Here is a 19,444-nt window from a genome sequence, read left to right on the forward strand (position 1 = left end):
ACACTATTGAGTCTCCCTCTTTTTACAATTTATACTTATTAAGTGAAATTCATTAATATGGTCTTACAATTACAGCTCCGATTATGACAAGCAAAATGAAAAATACTACAATCGATGCAAATGTTAATCCTCTTGCTGGTGTCTCTTGACCTGGAGGGCATGCTTCCTTTCCTACGTGACTCATTTATTTCAGCTCCTTTATTCTTGTTTTCAATGTAGCATATGCGGAATTCCCAAAATGTGTTTGGACGTTTAAGTGATTAGGCTTAATAATTGCCTCCTTCCCCGCTACGCTTATAAATAAAGGGATTTTGTTATAAGTGTTGAATAAATAATTAAGCATAAATTCCTTGTATAAGGGTATATCACATTTACAGAATTATTCAAAGGGGGAATATGATGCAAGATTTAAAAGATACGATTAAGGAAGTTATATATGCTGTATTACCATTAACGATTGTCGTAATTATTCTTCAATTTACAATAATTTGGCTTCCACTAGAGGCATTTTTGCAGTTTCTAATAGGTGTTGTTTTAGTCAGTGTTGGATTAGTGCTATTTTTACTAGGGGTACATGTCGGCCTATTACCTGTTGGGGAAATGATAGGTTCTACACTACCGAAAACAAAAAAGTTATCCATTATACTTTTTTTCGGTTTCTTATTAGGTTTTGTTGTGACAGTAGCCGAGCCAGACGTAAGAGTACTAGCATTACAAGTTGATCAAGTATCTGGTGGTGAAATATCAAGAAATATTTTAGTATACTCTGTTGCACTAGGAGTAGGTATTTTTGTCATGTTAGCGATGCTCAGAATTGTGTTTAATATTAGTATTACATATTTACTTGTAGCTGGTTATGGAATTGTATTTCTACTAGCAGCCTTCACTCCTGCAAGCTTTATACCAATATCATTTGATGCTGGTGGTGTGACGACTGGTCCAATGACGGTGCCATTTATTTTAGCATTAGGGGTCGGAGTCGCATCAGTTATTAGAGGGAAAACTTCATCAAGCGATAGTTTTGGCTTAGTCGCATTAGCATCTATTGGACCAATAATTGCTGTTCTTATATTAGGGGTGATTTACGGATGACCATTCACGTTTTCAAAGGTTTTGGAGATGTTTTGTTTGAGGTTACATTTGCATTAGTTCCATTAATTATTTTCTTTCTATTTTTTCAGTTTTTCTTTTTAAAATTAGAAAAACAAAAATTAATCAATATAGGTAAAGGTATGATTCTGGCATTTCTAGGACTAGCTTTCTTTTTACAAGGTGTACATGTAGGCTTTTTCCCTGTCGGTGAATTAATAGGAGAAAAAATTGGAAGCTTAAGTTATAGTTGGATACTCATTCCAATCGGCTTTGTTTTTGGTTTTGTGGCAACATTTGCAGAGCCTGCAGTTCGGATTTTAAATCACGAAGTAGAAAAAGTTTCTGGTGGGTATATTTCACAGAAAGTGATGCTCTACACGCTATCAATCGGAGTAGCCATTTCCATTGCTGTATCTATGGTTCGAATATTAGCTGGTATTCCATTATGGTATTTTATCATCCCTGGCTATTTAATCGCTTTAATAATGATTCGATTTTCTTCGAAAACATTCACAGCAATTGCATTTGATTCTGGTGGTGTTGCAACCGGCCCTATGACAGTGACATTTATTTTAGCAATTGCAGTTGGTTTTGCAACAGTAATTGAAGGTCGTGATCCTCTTATTGATGGTTTTGGAATGATTGCATTAGTTGCGCTATCCCCTATTCTATCTGTTTTAAGCTTAGGGTTATTATATGAAGGAAAGGGGCGTAAATCGGATAATGAAAAAAGTAATTCAGAAGCATAAACTAATTATTACTATAGTAAAAAAGGGCTTTGCAAAAAAAGTAGTAGGTGCTTCGAAACAAGCTGGTGCTGAGGGGGGTACGATATTACTTGGACGAGGTACTGGTGTACATGAAAACAAATCATTTTTAGGTATTCCCATCATTCCCGAAAAAGAAATAGTGCTTTCATTAGTACGGAATAATGTAGAAGAAAAAGTGATTGAAGCAATAACAAAAGAGGCAAAGCTTCATCAACCTGGAACAGGATTAGGTATTGTAATTCATACTAAAGCAGTGATCGGAATATGCCATTTGTTAGGTTTGGAAACATCTTTGGATGAAGTGATGGAAGGAGATTCGAACGTCATGGATACACAAAAAATAAATTACGATTTGATCGTTACAATAGTAAACAAAGGTAACTCTGATAAAGTTGTTCTTGCTTCAAAAAAGGCTGGTGCGGAAGGTGGAACTATTATTTCAGGACGAGGTACAGGCATTCACGAACAAGCGAAGCTACTAAATATAATGATAGAGCCTGAAAAGGAAGCTATCCTTACACTAATTGAACGTAACAAAACAGAAGCGGTGTTAGAGAAAATTAATGACGAGGCTGGATTAAATAAGCCTGGAAACGGAATTGCCTTTGTGTTGGATGTTCAAAAAACTATCGGAATAAATCATATTTTAAATAGACAAGTTAATGAACATTTAAGTGATAATAAATAGTGAGGGTTTAATTATAGTTGAAACCTCTTCGTTTAGAAGTGTCTCCCCTAACTATGGATGAATAAGGCATTACCTTCACTCGCTGCCGTTACTTAGAGGTTGACTTAAAAGATAAAATCTTTTGAGTCAACCTCTTCTTTTTGAAAATATTACAAAATAACTTGAACTGTTACAGAAGTGTGTGTTACTGTTTATATAGATATAAACACATAAACAGTGGGTGATCATTTTGAATTGGAATCATTGTACACAATTAATCAAGTTTGAATTAAGAAATACCCCGTTTTATAAGTACTTATTAAATATAGGTGTTGCAATTATCTTCGGCTGGCTTTTTGCTGATATACTATCTAACTATTTCACCGAATCACGATCAACGCCCGTCATTGATATGCTTCTAATCATTGGTATTTCAGCTAATAGCTATATGTTTCGTGGCTATCCCTTTTTTCTTAGGGAAGTTAATAATAATCTCTATATTGCACCAATACAAATACATTTAAGACAGCTACCCTTTTCTGAGAAAACGCTAATAGTGTCTAGATTATTATCAGGATTTATATTTTCTATCATGTCCAGTATTTCTTTTATTGTAATATTACATATTTTTCTAACTACGCATCATTTGGCACAGATAGTATCTTTTTCTATTTGCTGGTTGATGCTCGTGTTATCTTCTTCATCATTTGTTACAGCTGCTGAACCAGGTTCTGCAATGACGAAATTCTATGCGACATTTTGGACATTTTTTATCGTGTTCTTATTCTTTGGAGCGAGTACGTTAATACAACGAATAACAGGTCATTATTTTTTTGAGTGGTATCTCATTGGGACGAAGGAAGCCCCTCTCCTGTTGACTATTATCATTCTCGTACTGTCGCTTCTACTATTTAGGCTATCGTTATATTACATGAATAAATATTTAAGTGAGACAGACTACCATATATAGAGAGGAGAATGTTCCACAATGGTACTAAAGCTAACATTATTCGAATGGAAACAAACCTCTATTTGGAATTACATATTAATCACCGTAACAACAGCCGTTTTTGCTACTTTTGCTTTATTTATTATTGGTGATGGTAACGTTAGTAGAAGATGGATAGCTCTAGATACGTTATATATCGTGCTTGGTATTGCTATTCAAATTTGCCGGCACCCTTCCTTTGTTCAACCAACTAGTCAAAAAGGTAGTGACATTCACATTTTAATGAGAAAATTACCTTTAAAGAATAAAGATATTTTGTACAGTCGATATCTAAATAGTACAGTACTACATTTATGTGTCTATACTGTCTTTTTCTTAATTATACTTCTATTTAGCACTTCATTTTTTGATTTGGTCGAGACAAATTATCTACAAGTGCTTCTCTTACTCGTATGTGCTGGCGTATTCATAAGTAGTTTGTATGCAGCAATGGAGTCTGGTGTTAACATAAAACCAACTGCTTTAGCGGCTATTGGAGGTCTTCTTTCCATACCAATCTTGATACTATTAAACATATTATACGCTATAACGGATGGTGGGGTAATTGTCGGTTTAATAAGGCTTACACACTACTCCCCACTCTTTGCAATTGTTTTGGCAATGGTTGTATTATTACTTAGTCTCCTTTTTTGGCAATCGCGCACAAAAAAGAGTATGAAAAGAGTAGATTTCCATGTCTAATAATTTACCAATCCATATAAATGAAACAAGCCGAATTCCAATTTACGATCAAATCGAGTCACAATTGAAGACATTAATTATTAGTGGTTCACTACCATCTGGTACAGCACTTCCATCGATTAGGAAGCTTGCATCCTCCCTTTCATGTAGTGTCATTACGACTAGACGTGCGTATCAAAATTTAGAACATGCTGGTTATATAAAAACAATTCAAGGAAAAGGTACATTTGTTTCATTAATCAATTCCGATGAACAACACACGCAAAAACAGCTTGCTGTTACAAATGCGATAAAAGAAGTAATATCAATTGGGAAAAGCTATCAATACTCAAAAAAAGAATTACTTAGCTTGTTCCATAAACTATTGGAGGAGGAACTAGATGATTAAATTAAATGAAGTGAAGAAGCAAATAGATAAAAATATTCAAATAGGTCCACTTACCTTTACGATAAATCCAGGAACAGTAACAGCATTAATTGGCAATAATGGAGCTGGTAAAAGTACGCTTATACGTATGATTACTGGAATGGTATATACAGATAGCGGGAATATTAGTAGGTTTAATAATAGCTATGATGGAGAAACATGGAAAGAATTTATAGGATATGTCCCACAAACAATTATTGGATATGAAAGATTTTCATTAAAACAAGTGTCAGAACTTCATGCCATTTCCTTTAAGAGCTGGGATAAGAATACATTTAGTAGATTGGTAGAAAAGTTCGACATCCCTATAACAAAACGTTTTGATGCCTTATCTGTCGGTATGCAAAAAAAGGCACTATTTATATTAGCACTCTCTCATCATTCAAAATTACTTATTATGGATGAACCATTATCTGGTGTAGATATTGAAGGACAAGAACAGATGAGGCAAGAATGGATAACTTATTTAGAGGAAGATCCAAATAGGTCGATTTTATTTGCAACACATGTTCCAGATGAAGTGAAAGAATTTGCAGATTATATTGTTTGTATGAAGGATGGTACAATCTCAAACAGTTATGAGAAGGATGACCTTCTACAAAAGTTTAGAAAGTATTGGGTTAATACAAAAAATGATAAAATTCGAAACTTTCCTGGGGTAATACACGTAGTATGTAATGGAACCAATTATGAAGTATTTTCAGATAATATCGAGAAAACAGAGGAGTCCTTTAAAAACGAAAATATTGAAGTGATATCTGAACAAAATGTTCATTTCTCAGATACTTTACGCTTACTTTTAAAGATGAAAGGAGAATTTAAATGAGTTTAGTAATCAAAAACTTACAAAAGAATTTCGACAAGCATACTGCTGTTGACAACATATCTCTCCATGTTGATAAAGGAGAAATGTTTGGGATGCTTGGTGCGAACGGTGCTGGTAAAACAACTACCTTTCGAATGATATTAGGTTTACTTGATCCATCGGCAGGAACAGTTACTTGGAATGGTTCCCCAGTAACATATAAAAGAACTAGTTTAATAGGTTACTTGCCAGAAGAAAGAGGTTTATTCCCAAAATTAACTGTAAAAGAACAACTCCTTTATTTAATGAAACTTAAGGGGATGCACAAGCAAAACATTATAAGGGAAATGAAGCATTGGTTAGAACGGTTCCAAGTTGAAGAATATGAAAATAAGAAAATTGAAGAGCTGTCAAAAGGAAACCAACAAAAGATTCAATTTATGGCTGCTGTATTACATAAACCAGAATTGCTCATTCTTGATGAGCCATTTAGCGGATTAGATCCAGTAAACTCTGACATGTTAAAGGCAGCTGTGTTAGATTTACAAAATGCAGGTACTACAATTGTATTTTCTAGTCATCAAATGAGAAATGTAGAAGAACTCTGTGAGGACCTTATCATGCTAAAAAAAGGAAAAGCAGTTTTACAAGGAAATTTACGAGAAATTAAACGCTCTTATGGAATGAAAAGTATTAGCATTCGCGCAGATTATAATCTCGATTTTCTCTCTTCTGTCCCTGGAGTGTTATCTTTACAAAAAACAAAAGACGGTGCTACTGTTAAAGTGGAGAATGTAAGCATCGCTGAAGACCTATTTCGATCAATAGCAGAAAAAGGCTTTGTAAGAAAGTTTGAGGTCGAAGAACCGTCTTTGCATGACATTTTTATAGATAAGGCTGGTGGTGATCAAGATGAATAATTTTTGGACGACAGTAGCCCATACAGCGGGAAGACGTATAAAATCAAAAGCGTTTGTTTTTAGTAGTCTTTCAATGGCCATTTTAATTATCGCATTAACAAATATTAATTCTATCATTGATACATTTTCTAGTGATAGTGAACAACAAATTGAAACGATCGCAGTAGTTGATAATACGGATAATGAACAATTCTCTACAATGCTGGCTTCTTTTGAGGAAGGTAACTTTCAATACATTGAGTACGAGAATGATGACGTAACAGCTGCGGTAGAAGATGCAAGAAATGATGAATTTACATATGTGCTTTCTTTATCAGGAAAAGCAAATAGTCTAGACGCTGAGTTTTTCGGAAATGGTACTGATTTTTCTGTCGGTAATCACGTAAATCAAGATGTTCAACGTGTAAAGGAAGCGATTGTAACGAATGAGTTAGGATTAAATGAACAGGAGCTAGCGTTGATCTATTCCCCAATTTCCTTTACTGAATCACCGTTAAATGAAGGTGGAGAAGTTCAGACTGTAGAATCACATATGCAAGCGTACTGGATGGTTTATGCTCTTGTTTTTGCGATTTATTTAATTGTTATCACTTTCGGTACGATGATTGCTACTGAAGTAGCTACAGAGAAATCATCACGAGTCATGGAGCTTATTGTCTCAAGTATTAATCCTGTAACTCAAATGCTCGGGAAAATTATTGGTATTGGTTTTGCAGGTTTAGCGAATTTACTCATCATCATTGCTGCTGCTATCATTGGCTCACAAATGAGTGGTGATGATTTGATTTCGATTTTATTTAGTGAGACTATTGACTTTACACTAATCGCTTATGCTTTGTTATTAATTGTTTTAGGGTACTTTGTATACGGTGGTGTAGCAGCGATGCTAGGGGCATTGGTTAGTCGAGCTGAAGAAGTTAACCAAGCGCTTCAACCACTTATTTTCGTTGCAATGATCGCATTCTTTATTGCTATTTTTGGTCTTAATACACCTGATACGACGTTCATTCAAGTGTTATCTTATGTACCATTCTTCACACCACAGCTACTTTTCTTAAGAATTGGAATGGGAACTATTCCAGTTTGGGAAATAGCACTCATTATCTCAATCTTAGCGATAAGTGCTATCCTTTTGAACATATTAGCTGCGAGGATTTACAAAGGTGGCGTACTGATGTATGGTAAGTTTTCGTTTAAAGCTGGTATTAAGCAAGCTTTTAGTATGAGTAAAAAAGAGAAATAATATGTTATCAAAAGAAGCTGATTCGAAGGTTTACTACCTTTGGAATCAGCCTCTTTTAAATCTTAACAAAGTTGTAGTTTTAGTAGAAGATATTATGAATACCACCCTTTTTCTTTTACTTTTGTTATGGCTTCTATGCGGTTTCCAACCTCTAATTTATCTAAAATAGTAGAGATATAGTTACGTACTGTTCCGTTTGTCAAATGAAGAATATTGGCGATCTCTTTCGTACTTTTTCCATCTGCCATATGAACCAATACTTCACGTTCTCTTTCGGTTAGTGGATTACTCTCACTATAAACTTCGTCGACGAGTTCTGATGCATAAATTCTTCTACCAGCCATGACACTTCGAATAGCATTAGCTAATTCGTCACTTGGACTATCTTTTAGCATATAGCCGTTTACGCCTGCTTTTACTGCTCGTTGAAAGTAACCAGATCGTGCAAAAGTAGTTAAAATAATTACTTTACAATCTAAGTCCTTAATGTTTTCAGCTGCATCAAGGCCACTCATAATTGGCATTTCAATATCCATAATACAAACATCCGGTTGATGTTTTTTTACTAATTGAACCGCTTCTTCTCCATTACTCGCACTACCAACGATTGACATATCTTCTTCTAAATCTAATAATGATGAAAGTGCTCCTAAAAGCATTTGTTGATCCTCAGCGATGACTATTGTAATCATTGTATCCCCCCCTCCTCTACTTGAAGATAATTTGTGTTTGGAACGAACATTTTAATTGTTGTTCCTTTATTTTTTTCTGATAAGATACTTAAATTCCCGTTTATGAACTCTAACCGTTCCCTCATTCCTTGTAAGCCACTACCTCTAGATTTACGTTGTTTATCCCCAATTCCTTTCCCATCATCCTTCACTTCAACGATTAGATCGGTTTTAGTCGGTGTTATGGAAAGTTCACACGTATTAGCATCACTATGTTTAATGACGTTTGTAATCGCTTCTTTTAAGCACATACTAACGACATTTTCTGCTATTAACGATGTGTTATTTAATTGGCTAGTTCCATCAAAATGGAACTGAATATTAGCGGCTTTTAGAATTTCCTTCACTCTCAAAATCTCATCTTCCAATTTTGTCCCACGCATATCAATAACTAATTCCCGAACTTCCTGTAAAGCAATTCTAGCTGTTTGCTGTACATCTTTAATTTCTCGATGCGCTTGAATGGGGTCTTTGTTAATTAGCTTTGCTGCAAGATCACTTTTTAAGCCGATGAGTGATAGCTTTTGTCCGAGAGTATCGTGTAAATCTCTAGAGATACGTTGTCTCTCTTCTAATTTTACTAACTCCGCTATCCTTTTGTTCGCATATTCTAACTGTCCTTGCAGAATCTCTTCTTTATTTTTGTTATACGTACTAACAGGAAGAAGGATGACGGCAATAATACATAAAAAAACAAATGGCAATTGAATAATAAATTCACTATGTGTGACGAGTCCATAATAACTTGTACTAAACGTTGTAATAAGTAAAATAATATAAAGTGTTATAAATGCACTTTTCCTTTTTATGTTTCCGATAAAAAAAGCTAGAAACAAAAAGAAGTAAATATAACCAAAAAAGATACTCATCGCTGTAGAGATAGCAATTTGAACACTTGCCCCTAAATAAACAAGCCATCCTTTTGAAGCAAAGGACAGCACGTAGCAGATAAAATATCCGCTAATCATGAGTATGCCGATAACAATTTGAGGAGTCGAAGAATCTTGAACAATAAAATAGAAGGGTAGAATATAAAACACTATCCAAACATATGGACTTAAACCTGTGTTTTTACGAAACTTCCCTGCCCATTTTTTCAAGACAATCTCCTCCTCTCCTATTTCCTCTATTATCTCATTTAATTAACCTTTTTTAAACGCTCAATTTCGGTATTTTTTAATTTGATCACATTTGTTTTTTCTAATCTTTTTATATATTGTTTTAATTGTTTAAAGCTAATGAACGATTTCGCTTCTTCATCCCAAAGACGATAACTCAATGATTTGAAGCTTTCTTTTATTGTAATAGTTGTAGCCTTTTGCAAAGGTGGTGTTGCATGATGCGCTTTCTCCAAGTTGTAGTTAGGAACTCTTGGACTTAAATGATGAACATGATGATAACCTATGTTACCAGTAATCCACTGTAAGATTTTAGGTAGTTTATAAAAAGAGCTTCCCTCTACAGCTGCCTTCACATAGCTCCATTCATGATCATTTTCAAAATATGTTTCCTCAAATTGATGCTGTACATAAAATAACCAAATACCTAGCATGCCTGAAATTAGTAAAATTGGTCCTTGAATGAGTAGGAATGCCTGCCAACCAATAAGTGCAATTAGTCCAGCATAGAGTGCAATAATGGACAAATTAGTAATATACGTATTCATTCTTTCTTTTAATTTAGCTTTTCTCGCATTAAATCGATAATCTATTAAGAAAACTGCAATTGGACCGACCACTAGCATGACGAAAGGATTTCGATATACTCTGTAAGCGATTTTCTTCCAAATAGGAGCAGCTAAATACTCCTCTACTGTTAAAATCCACATATCGCCAATGCCGCGCTTATCGAGGTTACCGCTCGATGCATGGTGTGTATTATGACTATTTTTCCATTGTTCATAAGGAACAAGTGTCAAAATTCCAGTAATAGTACCTAAGATAGCATTCGCTTTTCTATTGTTAAAAAACGATTGGTGACAGCAATCATGACAAATTATAAATGTTCGTACTACAAATCCAGCAGTAACTATTAATATTGGAATTGTTAGAAAGTATGATACGGATAGGCTCAAATAAGCTACGTACCATAGTAAAAATAGTGGTAATAATGTATTAATCGTCTGAATGATGCTTGCTCTAGTATTAGTCTTAGCATATGGTGCGACGTCTTTTTTTAACTTCGCAATGTTATCTCTACTCATAGTTTCCTCCTAATAATCAAAACTTTACATCAATAACTGAATAACTACAGTATAGATAACATTAACACGTTGTTTAAGTAACAAACGTCAGTGAGAGAACATGACAAATGTCATATGGTAAAATAATGTAAGGGGGAAGTAATAATTTGCTACTTTTTTCAATCGAGCGCTCCATACCTGAATGAAGATTCATCATCTTATCTACCTTCATGAGGGGATCTGTCTTCGAAAATGAACTATAAATCATGTTTTATCTCGCTTCAGCGGCTCGGGTTCTTTTTTTCGGGCAGCATAGGCTTTGTATGATGACCTTTAGCAGCTCGGGTTTGTTTTGTCGGGTAGCATAGACTTTGTATGATGACCTTCAGCAGCTCGGGTTTGTTTTGTCGGGTAGCATAGGCTCCGTATGATGACCTTCAGCGGTTCGGGTTCTTTTTTCGGGTAGCATAGACTTTGTATGATGACCTTCAGCGGCTTATGCCTTTTGCGAATGGACTTTAAAACATGTTTTATCTACTTTGATTAAAGCGATGCTTTTAATACTTATATTACAAAGTCATTTTCTCACAACAGTGGCAACATTATCACTCCCCATTCCCGTTCCCAAAACAAAAAAGGTGAATCAAAAGGTAAAAAATCTACCTTTTGATTCACCCTCTTGCGTATTAATTATGCCCACCACATTTCGCCAGCAGCTTCACGGATTAATACATCATTTAAATTTTTCACTGCTCGTGCAAATCCTTCGTCAACAGACATAAGCGGATCCTCGTGTTCAATACTAACTACATAGTCGTAATTATATGTTCTTAAAGCACTAATCATATCAGACCATTCTTGAATGCTATGACCACAGCCTACACTTCGGAACGACCATGCGCGTGTTTGAACATTTCCGTATGGTTGCATATCCACTAATCCATACATATTGACATTATCTTGGTCAATGTAAGTATCTTTTGCATGGAAGTGATGAATAGCCCCAGCTTTTCCTAAAATTTTAATAGCAGCTACTGGATCAATTCCTTGCCACCACATATGACTCGGATCAAGGTTAGCACCTATTGCATCGTTAGTTGCCTCACGAAGCTTTAACATCGTATACGGTGTATGAACTAGGAAACCTCCGTGTAATTCTAGTCCTATTTTTACATTATGTTGCTCTGCTAATTCGCCAATTTCCTTCCAGTACGGAATAAGTTTATTCTCCCATTGCCATTCGAGAATATCACTATATTCTGGAGGCCATGGTGCTACTGGCCAGTTAGGTTGTTTTGCATCATCGCTATCACCTGCGGTACCAGAAAAAGCGTTAACTACTGGTACATTTAAAAGTGATGCAAGTTTTATTGTTTTACGAAGCGCTGTGTCGGATTCCTCAGCAAATGCTTTGTCTGGTGTGATTGGGTTTCCGTGACAACTAAATGCACTAATTGTTAAACCTCGAGAGGTAACAGCTTCTAAATATTCTGTTCGTTTTTCCTCAGATTCTAAAAGTTCATCAATTGGACAGTGATTGTTACCAGGATATCCCCCCGTACCAATTTCGACTGCATCTAGACCTGATGCTTTCACATGGTCTAGCATTTCCTCAAATGATTTTTCAGCAAAAAGAACAGTAAATACACCTAATTTCATTTAATAGTCCCCTCCTACTTTAATGAGATAATTTGTTTCGTTTCTTGAGACTTAATTGCACCTAAAATAATCTGTAAAGACTTCATACCTTCTTCACCATCAATAAGTGGCTGCTTGTTTTCTAAAACACTTTCAACAAAATGATCGATGACATGTGTATTTGTTCTAGCACCATCTTCATTTGACTGGATTTTAGAAAGCTTGTGCTTAATTACGTGTCCATTCTTATATTCTTCAATTAATGAATGTTCTGGATCATCTTCCAAGCGAAGTGTTCCTTCTTGGCCGTAAATGATAGTACCATTATAGCTTCCAGTTACGTAAGCCCAGCTAGCAGCTAGTGTACCAATAACGCCATTTTCTGTTCTTAATACACAAACAGCATTATCGTCAACATCTGTATTTTCTTTTGCGTTTGTTTCAATAAATGAACCAACTTCACTAAAGTCTCCAAGTAAATAACGCATTAGGTCGGCTTTGTGTACACCTAAGTCACCCATAGCTCCCATATATGCTTCTTCTTTTTTAAAGAACCAGCTGCTAGCACCGTCGATACTCCAATCTTCAGGTCCAGGATGTCCAAAAGTTGTTTTAAAGCTAAAAATCTTACCCAACTTTCCACTATCAATAATTTCTTTTGCTTTTCTGTGTGAATCAACGAAGCGTTGGTTATGTGCGATCATAAGCTTTTTGTCATTTTTCTTTGCTGCAGCAATCATCTCGTCCGCTTCTTCTTGTGAAGTTGCCATTGGTTTTTCACAAAGGACATGCTTCCCTGCATTTAACGCATCGATAGAAACAGGTGCATGTAGATAGTTAGGCAAGCAAACACTAACCGCATCAACTTCAGAAAGCTTTAATACTTCTTTATAATCTGTATACGCTTTTGTATCATATAATTCAGCCATTTTTTCTGCTCGTTCCGAAACGATGTCACATACTGCTACAATTTCTACATTTTTATTATCATGAAATTCCGGAATGTGACGATTTATTGCAATACTACCACAACCGATAATTGATACTTTTAATTTACTCATTATTAATTGTCCCCCTATAGTTTTGTTAAAGTAATGTTGGCTTTTTACAGCTGCTTTCCATTTTGTAATGTTTATTTGAGTTTGATGATTCATGAATACCATGCATTACCTCAAGAACGTGCAATGCCAAATCCCCACTTGCCCTTGGGGTATACCCTTCGATAATTGCCCTTGCCGTATCTTCAAGGCCAATGCCACGTAAATTATCACTAGGATTTCCCTCTGGTTGTATTTCTTCCCACTCTTTATCACCAAGCTTTTTAATTAAGAGGGGCTGATTAAAATAATTTGGATCAGGTAAACTGATCGTACCTTTTTCACCATAAATTTCGATAAAAGGTGTTCGTGATCCGCATACATCAAAGCTCGTTGTTATTGTCGCTGTTGCCCCAATGGAAAAGTCTAGAATACCACTGACATGCGTAGGGATTTCCACTTTTATTTTTTCACCATAACGTGCTTCACTCGTAATTGTACGTTGTTGAAACGGTGTCAATACAGACCCAGCAATCCGATTAATAGGTCCAAAGATACTAATGAGAGCAGAAATGTAATATGGTCCCATATCATACATTGGTCCTCCGCCAGATTCATAAAAGAATTGAGGATTTGGATGCCATGATTCTGGTCCATTGGACATCATAAAGGCCGATGCACCGATAGGCTCTCCAATGATACCTTGTGAGATATAATTACCTGCAAGCTGTATACTCCCACCTAAAAATGTATCCGGTGCGGAAGCGACTATTAGTTGTTTTTCCTTCGCTTCTTTCAAAATACGTTTTGCATCCTCTAATTTAACAGCTATTGGCTTTTCTGAATATACGTGTTTATTATTATTGAGTGCCTCTAAAGTCACTTTTGCGTGTACATGAGGTATTGTTAAATTCAATATAATATCTATATCATGTGACGCCATCATTTCATCGACAGTATACACATGTTTGATCCCGTACTTTGTGGCTGCTTCTTTTGCTTTTTCCATGTCAATATCAGCACAAGCAATAATATTAAAAGATGAATAGCGGCTATTGTTTTCTAAATAAATGCCACTTATATTACCACAGCCAATAAGTCCGACCTTCAACGTCATGTTTACAATCTCCTTTTTATGAATACTGAGGAAGTTTATTCTTTAAATAGTTCATACTGATTTCAATACTCTCGAAAGGAGTTTTACGAGTTTGGTCTTGCTCAACTATCCACCACTGAACCCCAGCTTCAACCCCGTTGTCTAAAACAGTATCAAGATCCACTCCACCAGTACCTAGCTCTGCAAAAAATTGTTCACCATCAGTAGTCATATCCTTGATGTGTACAAGTGGTGTTCTACCCTCATACTTTTTAATCCAGTCAAGCGGAGTTTCTCCAGCTTTCGTTAACCAGTAAATATCAAACTCAGTAGATACGTTATCTGGATTTGTATCATCAAAGATGGATTCAAGTGCAGTTCTACCATCACTTAAGCGCTCTAATTCAAACGCGTGGTTATGATAACAAAGAGTAATACCTTCACGTCTACATACTTCACCAGCTTTGTCTAAAAATGAAATTAATGCTTTGTAATGCTCTTCTGTTCTTTCATCAGGTAATAAGAATGGACAAACAACATACTTACTTCCAATTATTTTTTGGTCTTCAATAACTTTGTCTAAATTGTTTTGTAACTCTTCTAACGAAACATGGCTTGAAGCAGCCTTTAAACCTAACTCATCTAATAAGCTTTTCACTTCTTGTGCTGTTAGATCACCAAAACCTGCAAATTCAACACCGTCGAAACCTAACTCTGCTACTCTTTTTAAAGTACCTGCAAAATCTTTTTGCGCTTCTTCTCGTAAAGTAAACATTTGTAATGCTACTGGAATTGTTCTCATAATAAAACGCCTCTTTTCTATTAGTTATTGTAAACGATTACAATATCAGTTGATAATGTAATTTGTTTATATACTTTTTGATTGTGGCTTCAGATTAGTCAATGACGGAATATGTACATCACTCCTTAATCTTGCTTATCTTTCATCATTTATTCTACTTTATGATAAATTACTTATAATCTTTTGTATATAAATGATATAATTAAAACATCTACTATTTTACTATTATATAAACAGGAGTTAAAAATGATAAATATTGGACTATGCAGTTATTCTTTTCATGCAAGAGCATTTTACTCAGAACATAAAACAGGACTTAGTGATTACCTTATTCGATTACAAACGGAAGGGACTTGTGAAATAATTGTAAAAGGAAAACGATATCACATTGAAAAAGGTCATCTCTTACTCATAAAGCCTGGAGACCATTATGAAATTTTGGTAAAAGATGGCCAAAATAGTGGCGACTATTTTTTAATGTGTAAAGGTGATTGGATTGACAGATGGTGGGATCGTTCTGTTAAGCACACTGTCTCTCGTATCGAATTAGATGACAAACTATTAAACATATGGAGACATATTATTATAGAACAAAGGCGACCTTCCTCTGAGTTAAATAGTGAGCTTACAAATTACTTAACTCGTGCATTATGTATTTCTATTGAAAGATCAATTAACGAAACTTCTTCATCGTATACACGACCATATGTAGTGACTAGAATGATGCGTTATATTGAAGAACATGCGTTTACGCCATTCAAAATAAATGATGTCGCTGCTCACGTTGGACTGAGTGTTTCTAGAGCTGTCCACCTTTTCAAACTTAGTTTAGATAAAACAATGATTGAATATGCGCAGGAAATTAGACTATCAGCAGCGATCGATCAAATGAAGTATACGATGTTTACGTTAGATCAAATTGCAGAAAACTGTGGATTTGGTAGTTATCCATACTTTCATAAAGTATTTCGAAAAAAATATGGTATTTCTCCTGGAGTTTATCGACGTCAAGAATAAATAAGTAAGACAATATAATAATACGTATTATAAAAACAAAAAAGAGGGTTTATATGAATAAAACGCAATTTACCGAATTAGGACTTAGTGATGTAATTAACAAGGCAATTCATGCATTAAATTACTATGAACTCACAGATGTACAAAAAGAAGTCCTTCCTTTATCTTTAGAAAATAAAGATTTAATTGTTAAATCTCCAACCGGTTCAGGGAAAACAGCGGCCTTTGCTATCCCAATTTGTGAACAAGTTACATGGGATGAAAATAGTCCTCAAGCATTAGTACTAACCCCCACTAGAGAACTCGCAGCGCAAGTAAAAGAGGAGTTTATGAATATTGGGAGATTGAAGAGAATTAAAGCACTGGCTATTTATGGTAAACAACCATTTGATCGCCAAAAATTAGAACTAAAACAAAAAACTCACGTTGTTGTTGGTACTCCTGGAAGATTATTAGATCATTTACAAAAAGGGACATTAAAAATGAATAAAATAAAGTATCTTGTTATTGATGAAGCTGATGAAATGTTTAACAGAGGTTTCTTTGATCAAGTTGATTCAATTCTAAAACACTTAGCCAACTACGATAAAGTTACTTCCATTTATTCTGCAACCATTTCAGAGGCTGTGGAACATATATCAACTAGATTTATGATAAATCCAATTAAAATTAACATAGAACGTAAACAAATAAACGCTCACCCTATATCGCAAAGTTATGTACTCGTTAATAAAAATGCTAAGTTTAGCGCTATTCAAGATGTGACTATTGTCGAAAACCCAGATAGTTGTATCGTTTTTTGTGAAACACAAGTGAATGTAGATAAGCTATACAAACAGTTAAGAGATGCAAACTATTCTTGCGGAAAAATACACGGAGGCTTACCGCAGAAGGAGCGTTTTTCTGTAATGAATGAATTTAAAGAAGGGAAATTTAGGTATTTAGTAACGACCAACTTGGCCGCAAGAGGAATAGATATAGAATCGATATCTCTCGTTATTAATTATGACATGCCATTAGATAAAGAAGTATATGTTCATAGAACTGGTAGAACAGGCCGTGCTGGAAATAAAGGAAAAGCGATCACCTTTATCACTCCTGATGAGAGAATTTTATTTCGAGAAATTGAAGATTATATTGGTTATGCCATTCCTCCAATGAATATACCGTCCGAACGAGAAGTAGAAAGGCTAAAACCTGCTTTTGAGGATAAGATGAGGAACAGACCATTAACAAAGAGAAATAAAGCTAGTCAACTGAATACGAATATTATGCAGCTTTATTTTAATGGTGGTAAGAAAAAGAAGCTTAGAGCTGCCGATTTTGTTGGCACCATTACTAGTATTCCTACAATCACATCTGATGACATTGGCGTCATTACTATTCAAGAGAGAGAAACATATGTTGATATCTTAAATAATAAGGGCCCCATTGTTTTACAAGAAATGAAACAAAGAACAATTAAAGGTAAAACATTAAAGGTTCATCCAGCAAAAAAATAGTTAGCTTATAAGCAAGGTGAAAAAAATAAATAGTTACAAATAAGGCTAGTTAAACAATACTCTTAATATACCTACGATTAGTGCAACACTACTAATCGTAGTTCCTACAATCCATTTCAAAATATTTAGGTATATGTCTTTTGTAAAAGTTTTCACATCATTTTCAGTCATATACCTTTTATCATTCAATACTTGATCCATTAATACTAGAGCTTCCTCTTTTGTAACTACCTTTTTCAACTTGGCATATTCATCTAACATCACCTTGACGTCATTTTTATATGTTTTTAAATCAACTTGTGCATTTATTTGATCTATTTCATGACGAATTTCCTCAAGTCGCACCTCAATTTCCTTGATCTTTTCATCGCCCATTTTAAAACTCTCCTCCAATCACACCTTTTTTATTTTATTGCCTTTTAAAAAAGGTGTGTGGATGAGAGCCACGATATCCGCATTTTTCCATTCATAAATTTGGTTTTTATTTACTGCTTTTCCTCATGCCAAATCATTGCCAATGTCCCTTCACCTGCATGAACGGCAAGTGAAGAGCTAATTTCACCAACAATAACCTCAAGGTTAGGTATAGTTTCATTGATTTTAGCCTTTAATTCATTGGCCTTATTTAAAACATTTCCATGCATTATCTGTACCTGCTTTATTGTATGATTATCAGATGATTGCTTGAGTAAATCTATTATTCTATTTGTTGCTTTTTTCTCAGAACGAACACGTTCTAATAGCTTTAGCTCCCCCTCTTCGTTAATAGACAAGATAGGTTTTATTTGGAGTACATTCCCTAATAAAAACTGGGCTCCTGACATTCTGCCACCTTTGTATAATTGGTCCAGGTTGCCGAGCAATATAAGATTCCTTGAACGCTTCGCTTCTTCTCTAAGTTCATTAGCTATATTTTTCACATTGTCCATTTTTTCAGTTAATTGTAGTCCCTTATATATAAGTGTTGTTATTGCATGTGAAAGTGAATAAGAATCAACAATTTCAACCTCAAATTCAGCTTGTTCCTTCCCTGCAAGCGAACTTGAAATAGTACCACTCAATTTATTAGAAATGTGAACGGCTATCGCAGAATCATATTTCTGCTTAAGGTGCTCGTATAATTCTTCAAACTTACTAACATTCGGCTGGGAAGTTTTAGGTACTTGCTTGTTTGTTCGTATTATCTCATATAATTGTTCAGACGATAAATCTACTCCATCTTCATATTCTACACCCTCTGAAATTACGACAATTGGAACAACATAAACATCTGGATGCTGTTGCAGTTCTTTAGATAAATATGCAGTACTATCCGTTACAAATGCTATTTTACCTTTACTCATAAATTTATCCTCCTCTTAATAAACATTTTCTTTTATTATACTTTGAATCTAAAATAATACCAAGTATTATTATCAGGTGCTAAAAAATAGACAATCCAGCCTATCTTTCCCCAAACTATTTCACTTTCATGTTATAGTTAGGGGAAATAGTAATTGTCATTATAATATAAGGAGTTTTAACTATGGATACAGAAATCATATTTGTGTTTATTGGAATAGGATTATTTGTACTGGCAGCCATTTTTGGAGGGCTAGGTATAACATTTTTACTAAAAAATAACAGGAAGCAAGCCATTATTTTTTTAGGCATAGGAATCACAATTATACTCATATATATCATTTCGTTTTTTGTTTTCCTCGACTAACAAAGTGTAACCCGAAGCGCAAAAAGTTGGTAGCCCATAAGCTAGTAAAAGTACCGCAATGGCTACACTACCCACGTTCCCACTATAAAATCCCCCACTTATTGTGGGTTTTTATGT

The 19,444-nt window shown here is 34.9% G+C and carries 22 protein-coding genes; 12 read left to right on the forward strand and 10 right to left on the reverse strand.

Annotated features, from left to right (window positions below):
* Positions 1 to 52 precede the first annotated feature (52 nt).
* Entirely contained in the window at positions 53 to 184 is a 132-nt protein-coding gene (locus tag BCELL_RS22160; protein WP_013488845.1) for a YjcZ family sporulation protein, read from the reverse strand.
* A gap of 215 nt (positions 185 to 399) precedes the next feature.
* Here BCELL_RS22160 and BCELL_RS11160 point away from each other — a divergent pair, with 215 nt between their 5' ends.
* The 9 genes from BCELL_RS11160 (at position 400) to BCELL_RS11200 (ending at position 7,614) form a co-directional block, all read left to right on the forward strand.
* On the forward strand, positions 400 to 1,092 hold the full coding sequence (locus tag BCELL_RS11160; RefSeq protein ID WP_013488846.1) for a DUF1538 domain-containing protein: 693 nt from the start codon (positions 400 to 402) through the stop codon (positions 1,090 to 1,092).
* On the forward strand, positions 1,089 to 1,841 hold the full coding sequence (locus tag BCELL_RS11165; protein WP_013488847.1) for a DUF1538 domain-containing protein: 753 nt from the start codon (positions 1,089 to 1,091) through the stop codon (positions 1,839 to 1,841). The genes BCELL_RS11160 and BCELL_RS11165 overlap by 4 nt, the downstream gene beginning before the upstream one ends.
* Positions 1,816 to 2,550 carry a P-II family nitrogen regulator gene (locus BCELL_RS11170; RefSeq protein ID WP_041808228.1) on the forward strand — a complete coding sequence of 245 codons (735 nt, stop codon included), beginning with the start codon at positions 1,816 to 1,818 and terminating at the stop codon, positions 2,548 to 2,550. Before BCELL_RS11165 ends, BCELL_RS11170 begins: the two co-directional genes overlap by 26 nt.
* Before the next feature lie 229 nt (positions 2,551 to 2,779).
* Complete coding sequence (locus BCELL_RS11175) at positions 2,780 to 3,499, forward strand: hypothetical protein (protein ID WP_041808230.1); 720 nt, start codon at positions 2,780 to 2,782, stop codon at positions 3,497 to 3,499.
* Between the two features lie 18 nt (positions 3,500 to 3,517).
* Positions 3,518 to 4,219 (forward strand): hypothetical protein, encoded by a 702-nt coding sequence (locus BCELL_RS11180; RefSeq protein WP_013488850.1) that lies wholly within the window; start codon positions 3,518 to 3,520, stop codon positions 4,217 to 4,219.
* The gene (locus BCELL_RS11185; RefSeq protein ID WP_013488851.1) at positions 4,212 to 4,607 is read left to right on the forward strand and encodes a GntR family transcriptional regulator; all 396 of its coding nucleotides are present in this window, start codon (positions 4,212 to 4,214) and stop codon (positions 4,605 to 4,607) included. The genes BCELL_RS11180 and BCELL_RS11185 overlap by 8 nt, the downstream gene beginning before the upstream one ends.
* Positions 4,600 to 5,472: an ATP-binding cassette domain-containing protein gene (locus BCELL_RS11190; protein WP_013488852.1), complete on the forward strand. Its 873-nt coding sequence runs from the start codon at positions 4,600 to 4,602 to the stop codon at positions 5,470 to 5,472. Before BCELL_RS11185 ends, BCELL_RS11190 begins: the two co-directional genes overlap by 8 nt.
* A complete protein-coding gene (locus BCELL_RS11195) occupies positions 5,469 to 6,371 on the forward strand; it encodes an ABC transporter ATP-binding protein (protein ID WP_013488853.1) in 903 nt (300 codons plus the stop codon). Before BCELL_RS11190 ends, BCELL_RS11195 begins: the two co-directional genes overlap by 4 nt.
* Positions 6,364 to 7,614, forward strand: a complete 1,251-nt coding sequence (locus tag BCELL_RS11200) for an ABC transporter permease (protein WP_013488854.1) — start codon at positions 6,364 to 6,366, stop codon at positions 7,612 to 7,614. The genes BCELL_RS11195 and BCELL_RS11200 overlap by 8 nt, the downstream gene beginning before the upstream one ends.
* Positions 7,615 to 7,706: 92 nt before the next feature.
* Here BCELL_RS11200 and BCELL_RS11205 read toward each other — a convergent pair whose 3' ends face one another.
* From BCELL_RS11205 to BCELL_RS11235, 7 genes are all read right to left on the reverse strand, one after another.
* Positions 7,707 to 8,306 carry a response regulator transcription factor gene (locus BCELL_RS11205; RefSeq protein WP_013488855.1) on the reverse strand — a complete coding sequence of 200 codons (600 nt, stop codon included), beginning with the start codon at positions 8,304 to 8,306 and terminating at the stop codon, positions 7,707 to 7,709.
* Positions 8,303 to 9,445 carry a sensor histidine kinase gene (locus tag BCELL_RS11210; RefSeq protein WP_013488856.1) on the reverse strand — a complete coding sequence of 381 codons (1,143 nt, stop codon included), beginning with the start codon at positions 9,443 to 9,445 and terminating at the stop codon, positions 8,303 to 8,305. The genes BCELL_RS11205 and BCELL_RS11210 overlap by 4 nt, the downstream gene beginning before the upstream one ends.
* Before the next feature lie 38 nt (positions 9,446 to 9,483).
* A complete protein-coding gene (gene desA, locus BCELL_RS11215) occupies positions 9,484 to 10,548 on the reverse strand; it encodes a Delta(5) desaturase DesA (protein WP_013488857.1) in 1,065 nt (354 codons plus the stop codon).
* Between the two features lie 669 nt (positions 10,549 to 11,217).
* Complete coding sequence (locus BCELL_RS11220) at positions 11,218 to 12,186, reverse strand: sugar phosphate isomerase/epimerase family protein (RefSeq protein ID WP_013488858.1); 969 nt, start codon at positions 12,184 to 12,186, stop codon at positions 11,218 to 11,220.
* Between the two features lie 14 nt (positions 12,187 to 12,200).
* Positions 12,201 to 13,226, reverse strand: a complete 1,026-nt coding sequence (locus BCELL_RS11225; RefSeq protein WP_013488859.1) for a Gfo/Idh/MocA family protein — start codon at positions 13,224 to 13,226, stop codon at positions 12,201 to 12,203.
* 25 nt (positions 13,227 to 13,251) lie between these two features.
* Entirely contained in the window at positions 13,252 to 14,319 is a 1,068-nt protein-coding gene (locus tag BCELL_RS11230) for a Gfo/Idh/MocA family protein (RefSeq protein ID WP_013488860.1), read from the reverse strand.
* A gap of 16 nt (positions 14,320 to 14,335) precedes the next feature.
* Positions 14,336 to 15,100: a sugar phosphate isomerase/epimerase family protein gene (locus tag BCELL_RS11235; protein WP_013488861.1), complete on the reverse strand. Its 765-nt coding sequence runs from the start codon at positions 15,098 to 15,100 to the stop codon at positions 14,336 to 14,338.
* A gap of 246 nt (positions 15,101 to 15,346) precedes the next feature.
* Here BCELL_RS11235 and BCELL_RS11240 point away from each other — a divergent pair, with 246 nt between their 5' ends.
* Together BCELL_RS11240 and BCELL_RS11245 are read left to right on the forward strand one after the other, a co-directional pair.
* Positions 15,347 to 16,117 carry a helix-turn-helix transcriptional regulator gene (locus tag BCELL_RS11240; protein ID WP_013488862.1) on the forward strand — a complete coding sequence of 257 codons (771 nt, stop codon included), beginning with the start codon at positions 15,347 to 15,349 and terminating at the stop codon, positions 16,115 to 16,117.
* A 53-nt stretch (positions 16,118 to 16,170) separates the two neighbouring features.
* A complete protein-coding gene (locus tag BCELL_RS11245) occupies positions 16,171 to 17,619 on the forward strand; it encodes a DEAD/DEAH box helicase (protein ID WP_013488863.1) in 1,449 nt (482 codons plus the stop codon).
* A 45-nt stretch (positions 17,620 to 17,664) separates the two neighbouring features.
* Here the strand turns inward: BCELL_RS11245 and BCELL_RS11250 are convergent, their stop codons facing one another.
* Positions 17,665 to 17,994: a hypothetical protein gene (locus BCELL_RS11250; RefSeq protein ID WP_013488864.1), complete on the reverse strand. Its 330-nt coding sequence runs from the start codon at positions 17,992 to 17,994 to the stop codon at positions 17,665 to 17,667.
* A 110-nt stretch (positions 17,995 to 18,104) separates the two neighbouring features.
* A complete protein-coding gene (locus BCELL_RS11255) occupies positions 18,105 to 18,962 on the reverse strand; it encodes a DegV family protein (protein WP_013488865.1) in 858 nt (285 codons plus the stop codon).
* Between the two features lie 182 nt (positions 18,963 to 19,144).
* On the opposite strand from BCELL_RS11255, the gene BCELL_RS11260 reads away from it, so the two are divergent.
* Positions 19,145 to 19,327: a hypothetical protein gene (locus BCELL_RS11260; RefSeq protein ID WP_013488866.1), complete on the forward strand. Its 183-nt coding sequence runs from the start codon at positions 19,145 to 19,147 to the stop codon at positions 19,325 to 19,327.
* Positions 19,328 to 19,444: the final 117 nt, after the last annotated feature.

Source organism: Evansella cellulosilytica DSM 2522 (genome assembly GCF_000177235.2).
Classification (GTDB): Bacteria; Bacillota; Bacilli; order Bacillales; family Salisediminibacteriaceae; genus Evansella; species Evansella cellulosilytica.

Coding starts and splice junctions, on each gene's coding strand:
- BCELL_RS11160 (WP_013488846.1), top strand. CDS start 400: ATGCAAGATTTAAAAGATACGATTAAGGAAGTTATATATGCTGTATTA.
- BCELL_RS11230 (WP_013488860.1), bottom strand. CDS start 14,319: ATGACGTTGAAGGTCGGACTTATTGGCTGTGGTAATATAAGTGGCATT.
- BCELL_RS11165 (WP_013488847.1), top strand. CDS start 1,089: ATGACCATTCACGTTTTCAAAGGTTTTGGAGATGTTTTGTTTGAGGTT.
- BCELL_RS11205 (WP_013488855.1), bottom strand. CDS start 8,306: ATGATTACAATAGTCATCGCTGAGGATCAACAAATGCTTTTAGGAGCA.
- BCELL_RS11245 (WP_013488863.1), top strand. CDS start 16,171: ATGAATAAAACGCAATTTACCGAATTAGGACTTAGTGATGTAATTAAC.
- BCELL_RS11170 (WP_041808228.1), top strand. CDS start 1,816: ATGAAAAAAGTAATTCAGAAGCATAAACTAATTATTACTATAGTAAAA.
- BCELL_RS11235 (WP_013488861.1), bottom strand. CDS start 15,100: ATGAGAACAATTCCAGTAGCATTACAAATGTTTACTTTACGAGAAGAA.
- BCELL_RS11180 (WP_013488850.1), top strand. CDS start 3,518: ATGGTACTAAAGCTAACATTATTCGAATGGAAACAAACCTCTATTTGG.
- BCELL_RS11260 (WP_013488866.1), top strand. CDS start 19,145: ATGGATACAGAAATCATATTTGTGTTTATTGGAATAGGATTATTTGTA.
- BCELL_RS11250 (WP_013488864.1), bottom strand. CDS start 17,994: ATGGGCGATGAAAAGATCAAGGAAATTGAGGTGCGACTTGAGGAAATT.
- BCELL_RS11220 (WP_013488858.1), bottom strand. CDS start 12,186: ATGAAATTAGGTGTATTTACTGTTCTTTTTGCTGAAAAATCATTTGAG.
- BCELL_RS22160 (WP_013488845.1), bottom strand. CDS start 184: ATGAGTCACGTAGGAAAGGAAGCATGCCCTCCAGGTCAAGAGACACCA.
- BCELL_RS11185 (WP_013488851.1), top strand. CDS start 4,212: ATGTCTAATAATTTACCAATCCATATAAATGAAACAAGCCGAATTCCA.
- BCELL_RS11240 (WP_013488862.1), top strand. CDS start 15,347: ATGATAAATATTGGACTATGCAGTTATTCTTTTCATGCAAGAGCATTT.
- BCELL_RS11200 (WP_013488854.1), top strand. CDS start 6,364: ATGAATAATTTTTGGACGACAGTAGCCCATACAGCGGGAAGACGTATA.
- desA (WP_013488857.1), bottom strand. CDS start 10,548: ATGAGTAGAGATAACATTGCGAAGTTAAAAAAAGACGTCGCACCATAT.
- BCELL_RS11190 (WP_013488852.1), top strand. CDS start 4,600: ATGATTAAATTAAATGAAGTGAAGAAGCAAATAGATAAAAATATTCAA.
- BCELL_RS11195 (WP_013488853.1), top strand. CDS start 5,469: ATGAGTTTAGTAATCAAAAACTTACAAAAGAATTTCGACAAGCATACT.
- BCELL_RS11225 (WP_013488859.1), bottom strand. CDS start 13,226: ATGAGTAAATTAAAAGTATCAATTATCGGTTGTGGTAGTATTGCAATA.
- BCELL_RS11255 (WP_013488865.1), bottom strand. CDS start 18,962: ATGAGTAAAGGTAAAATAGCATTTGTAACGGATAGTACTGCATATTTA.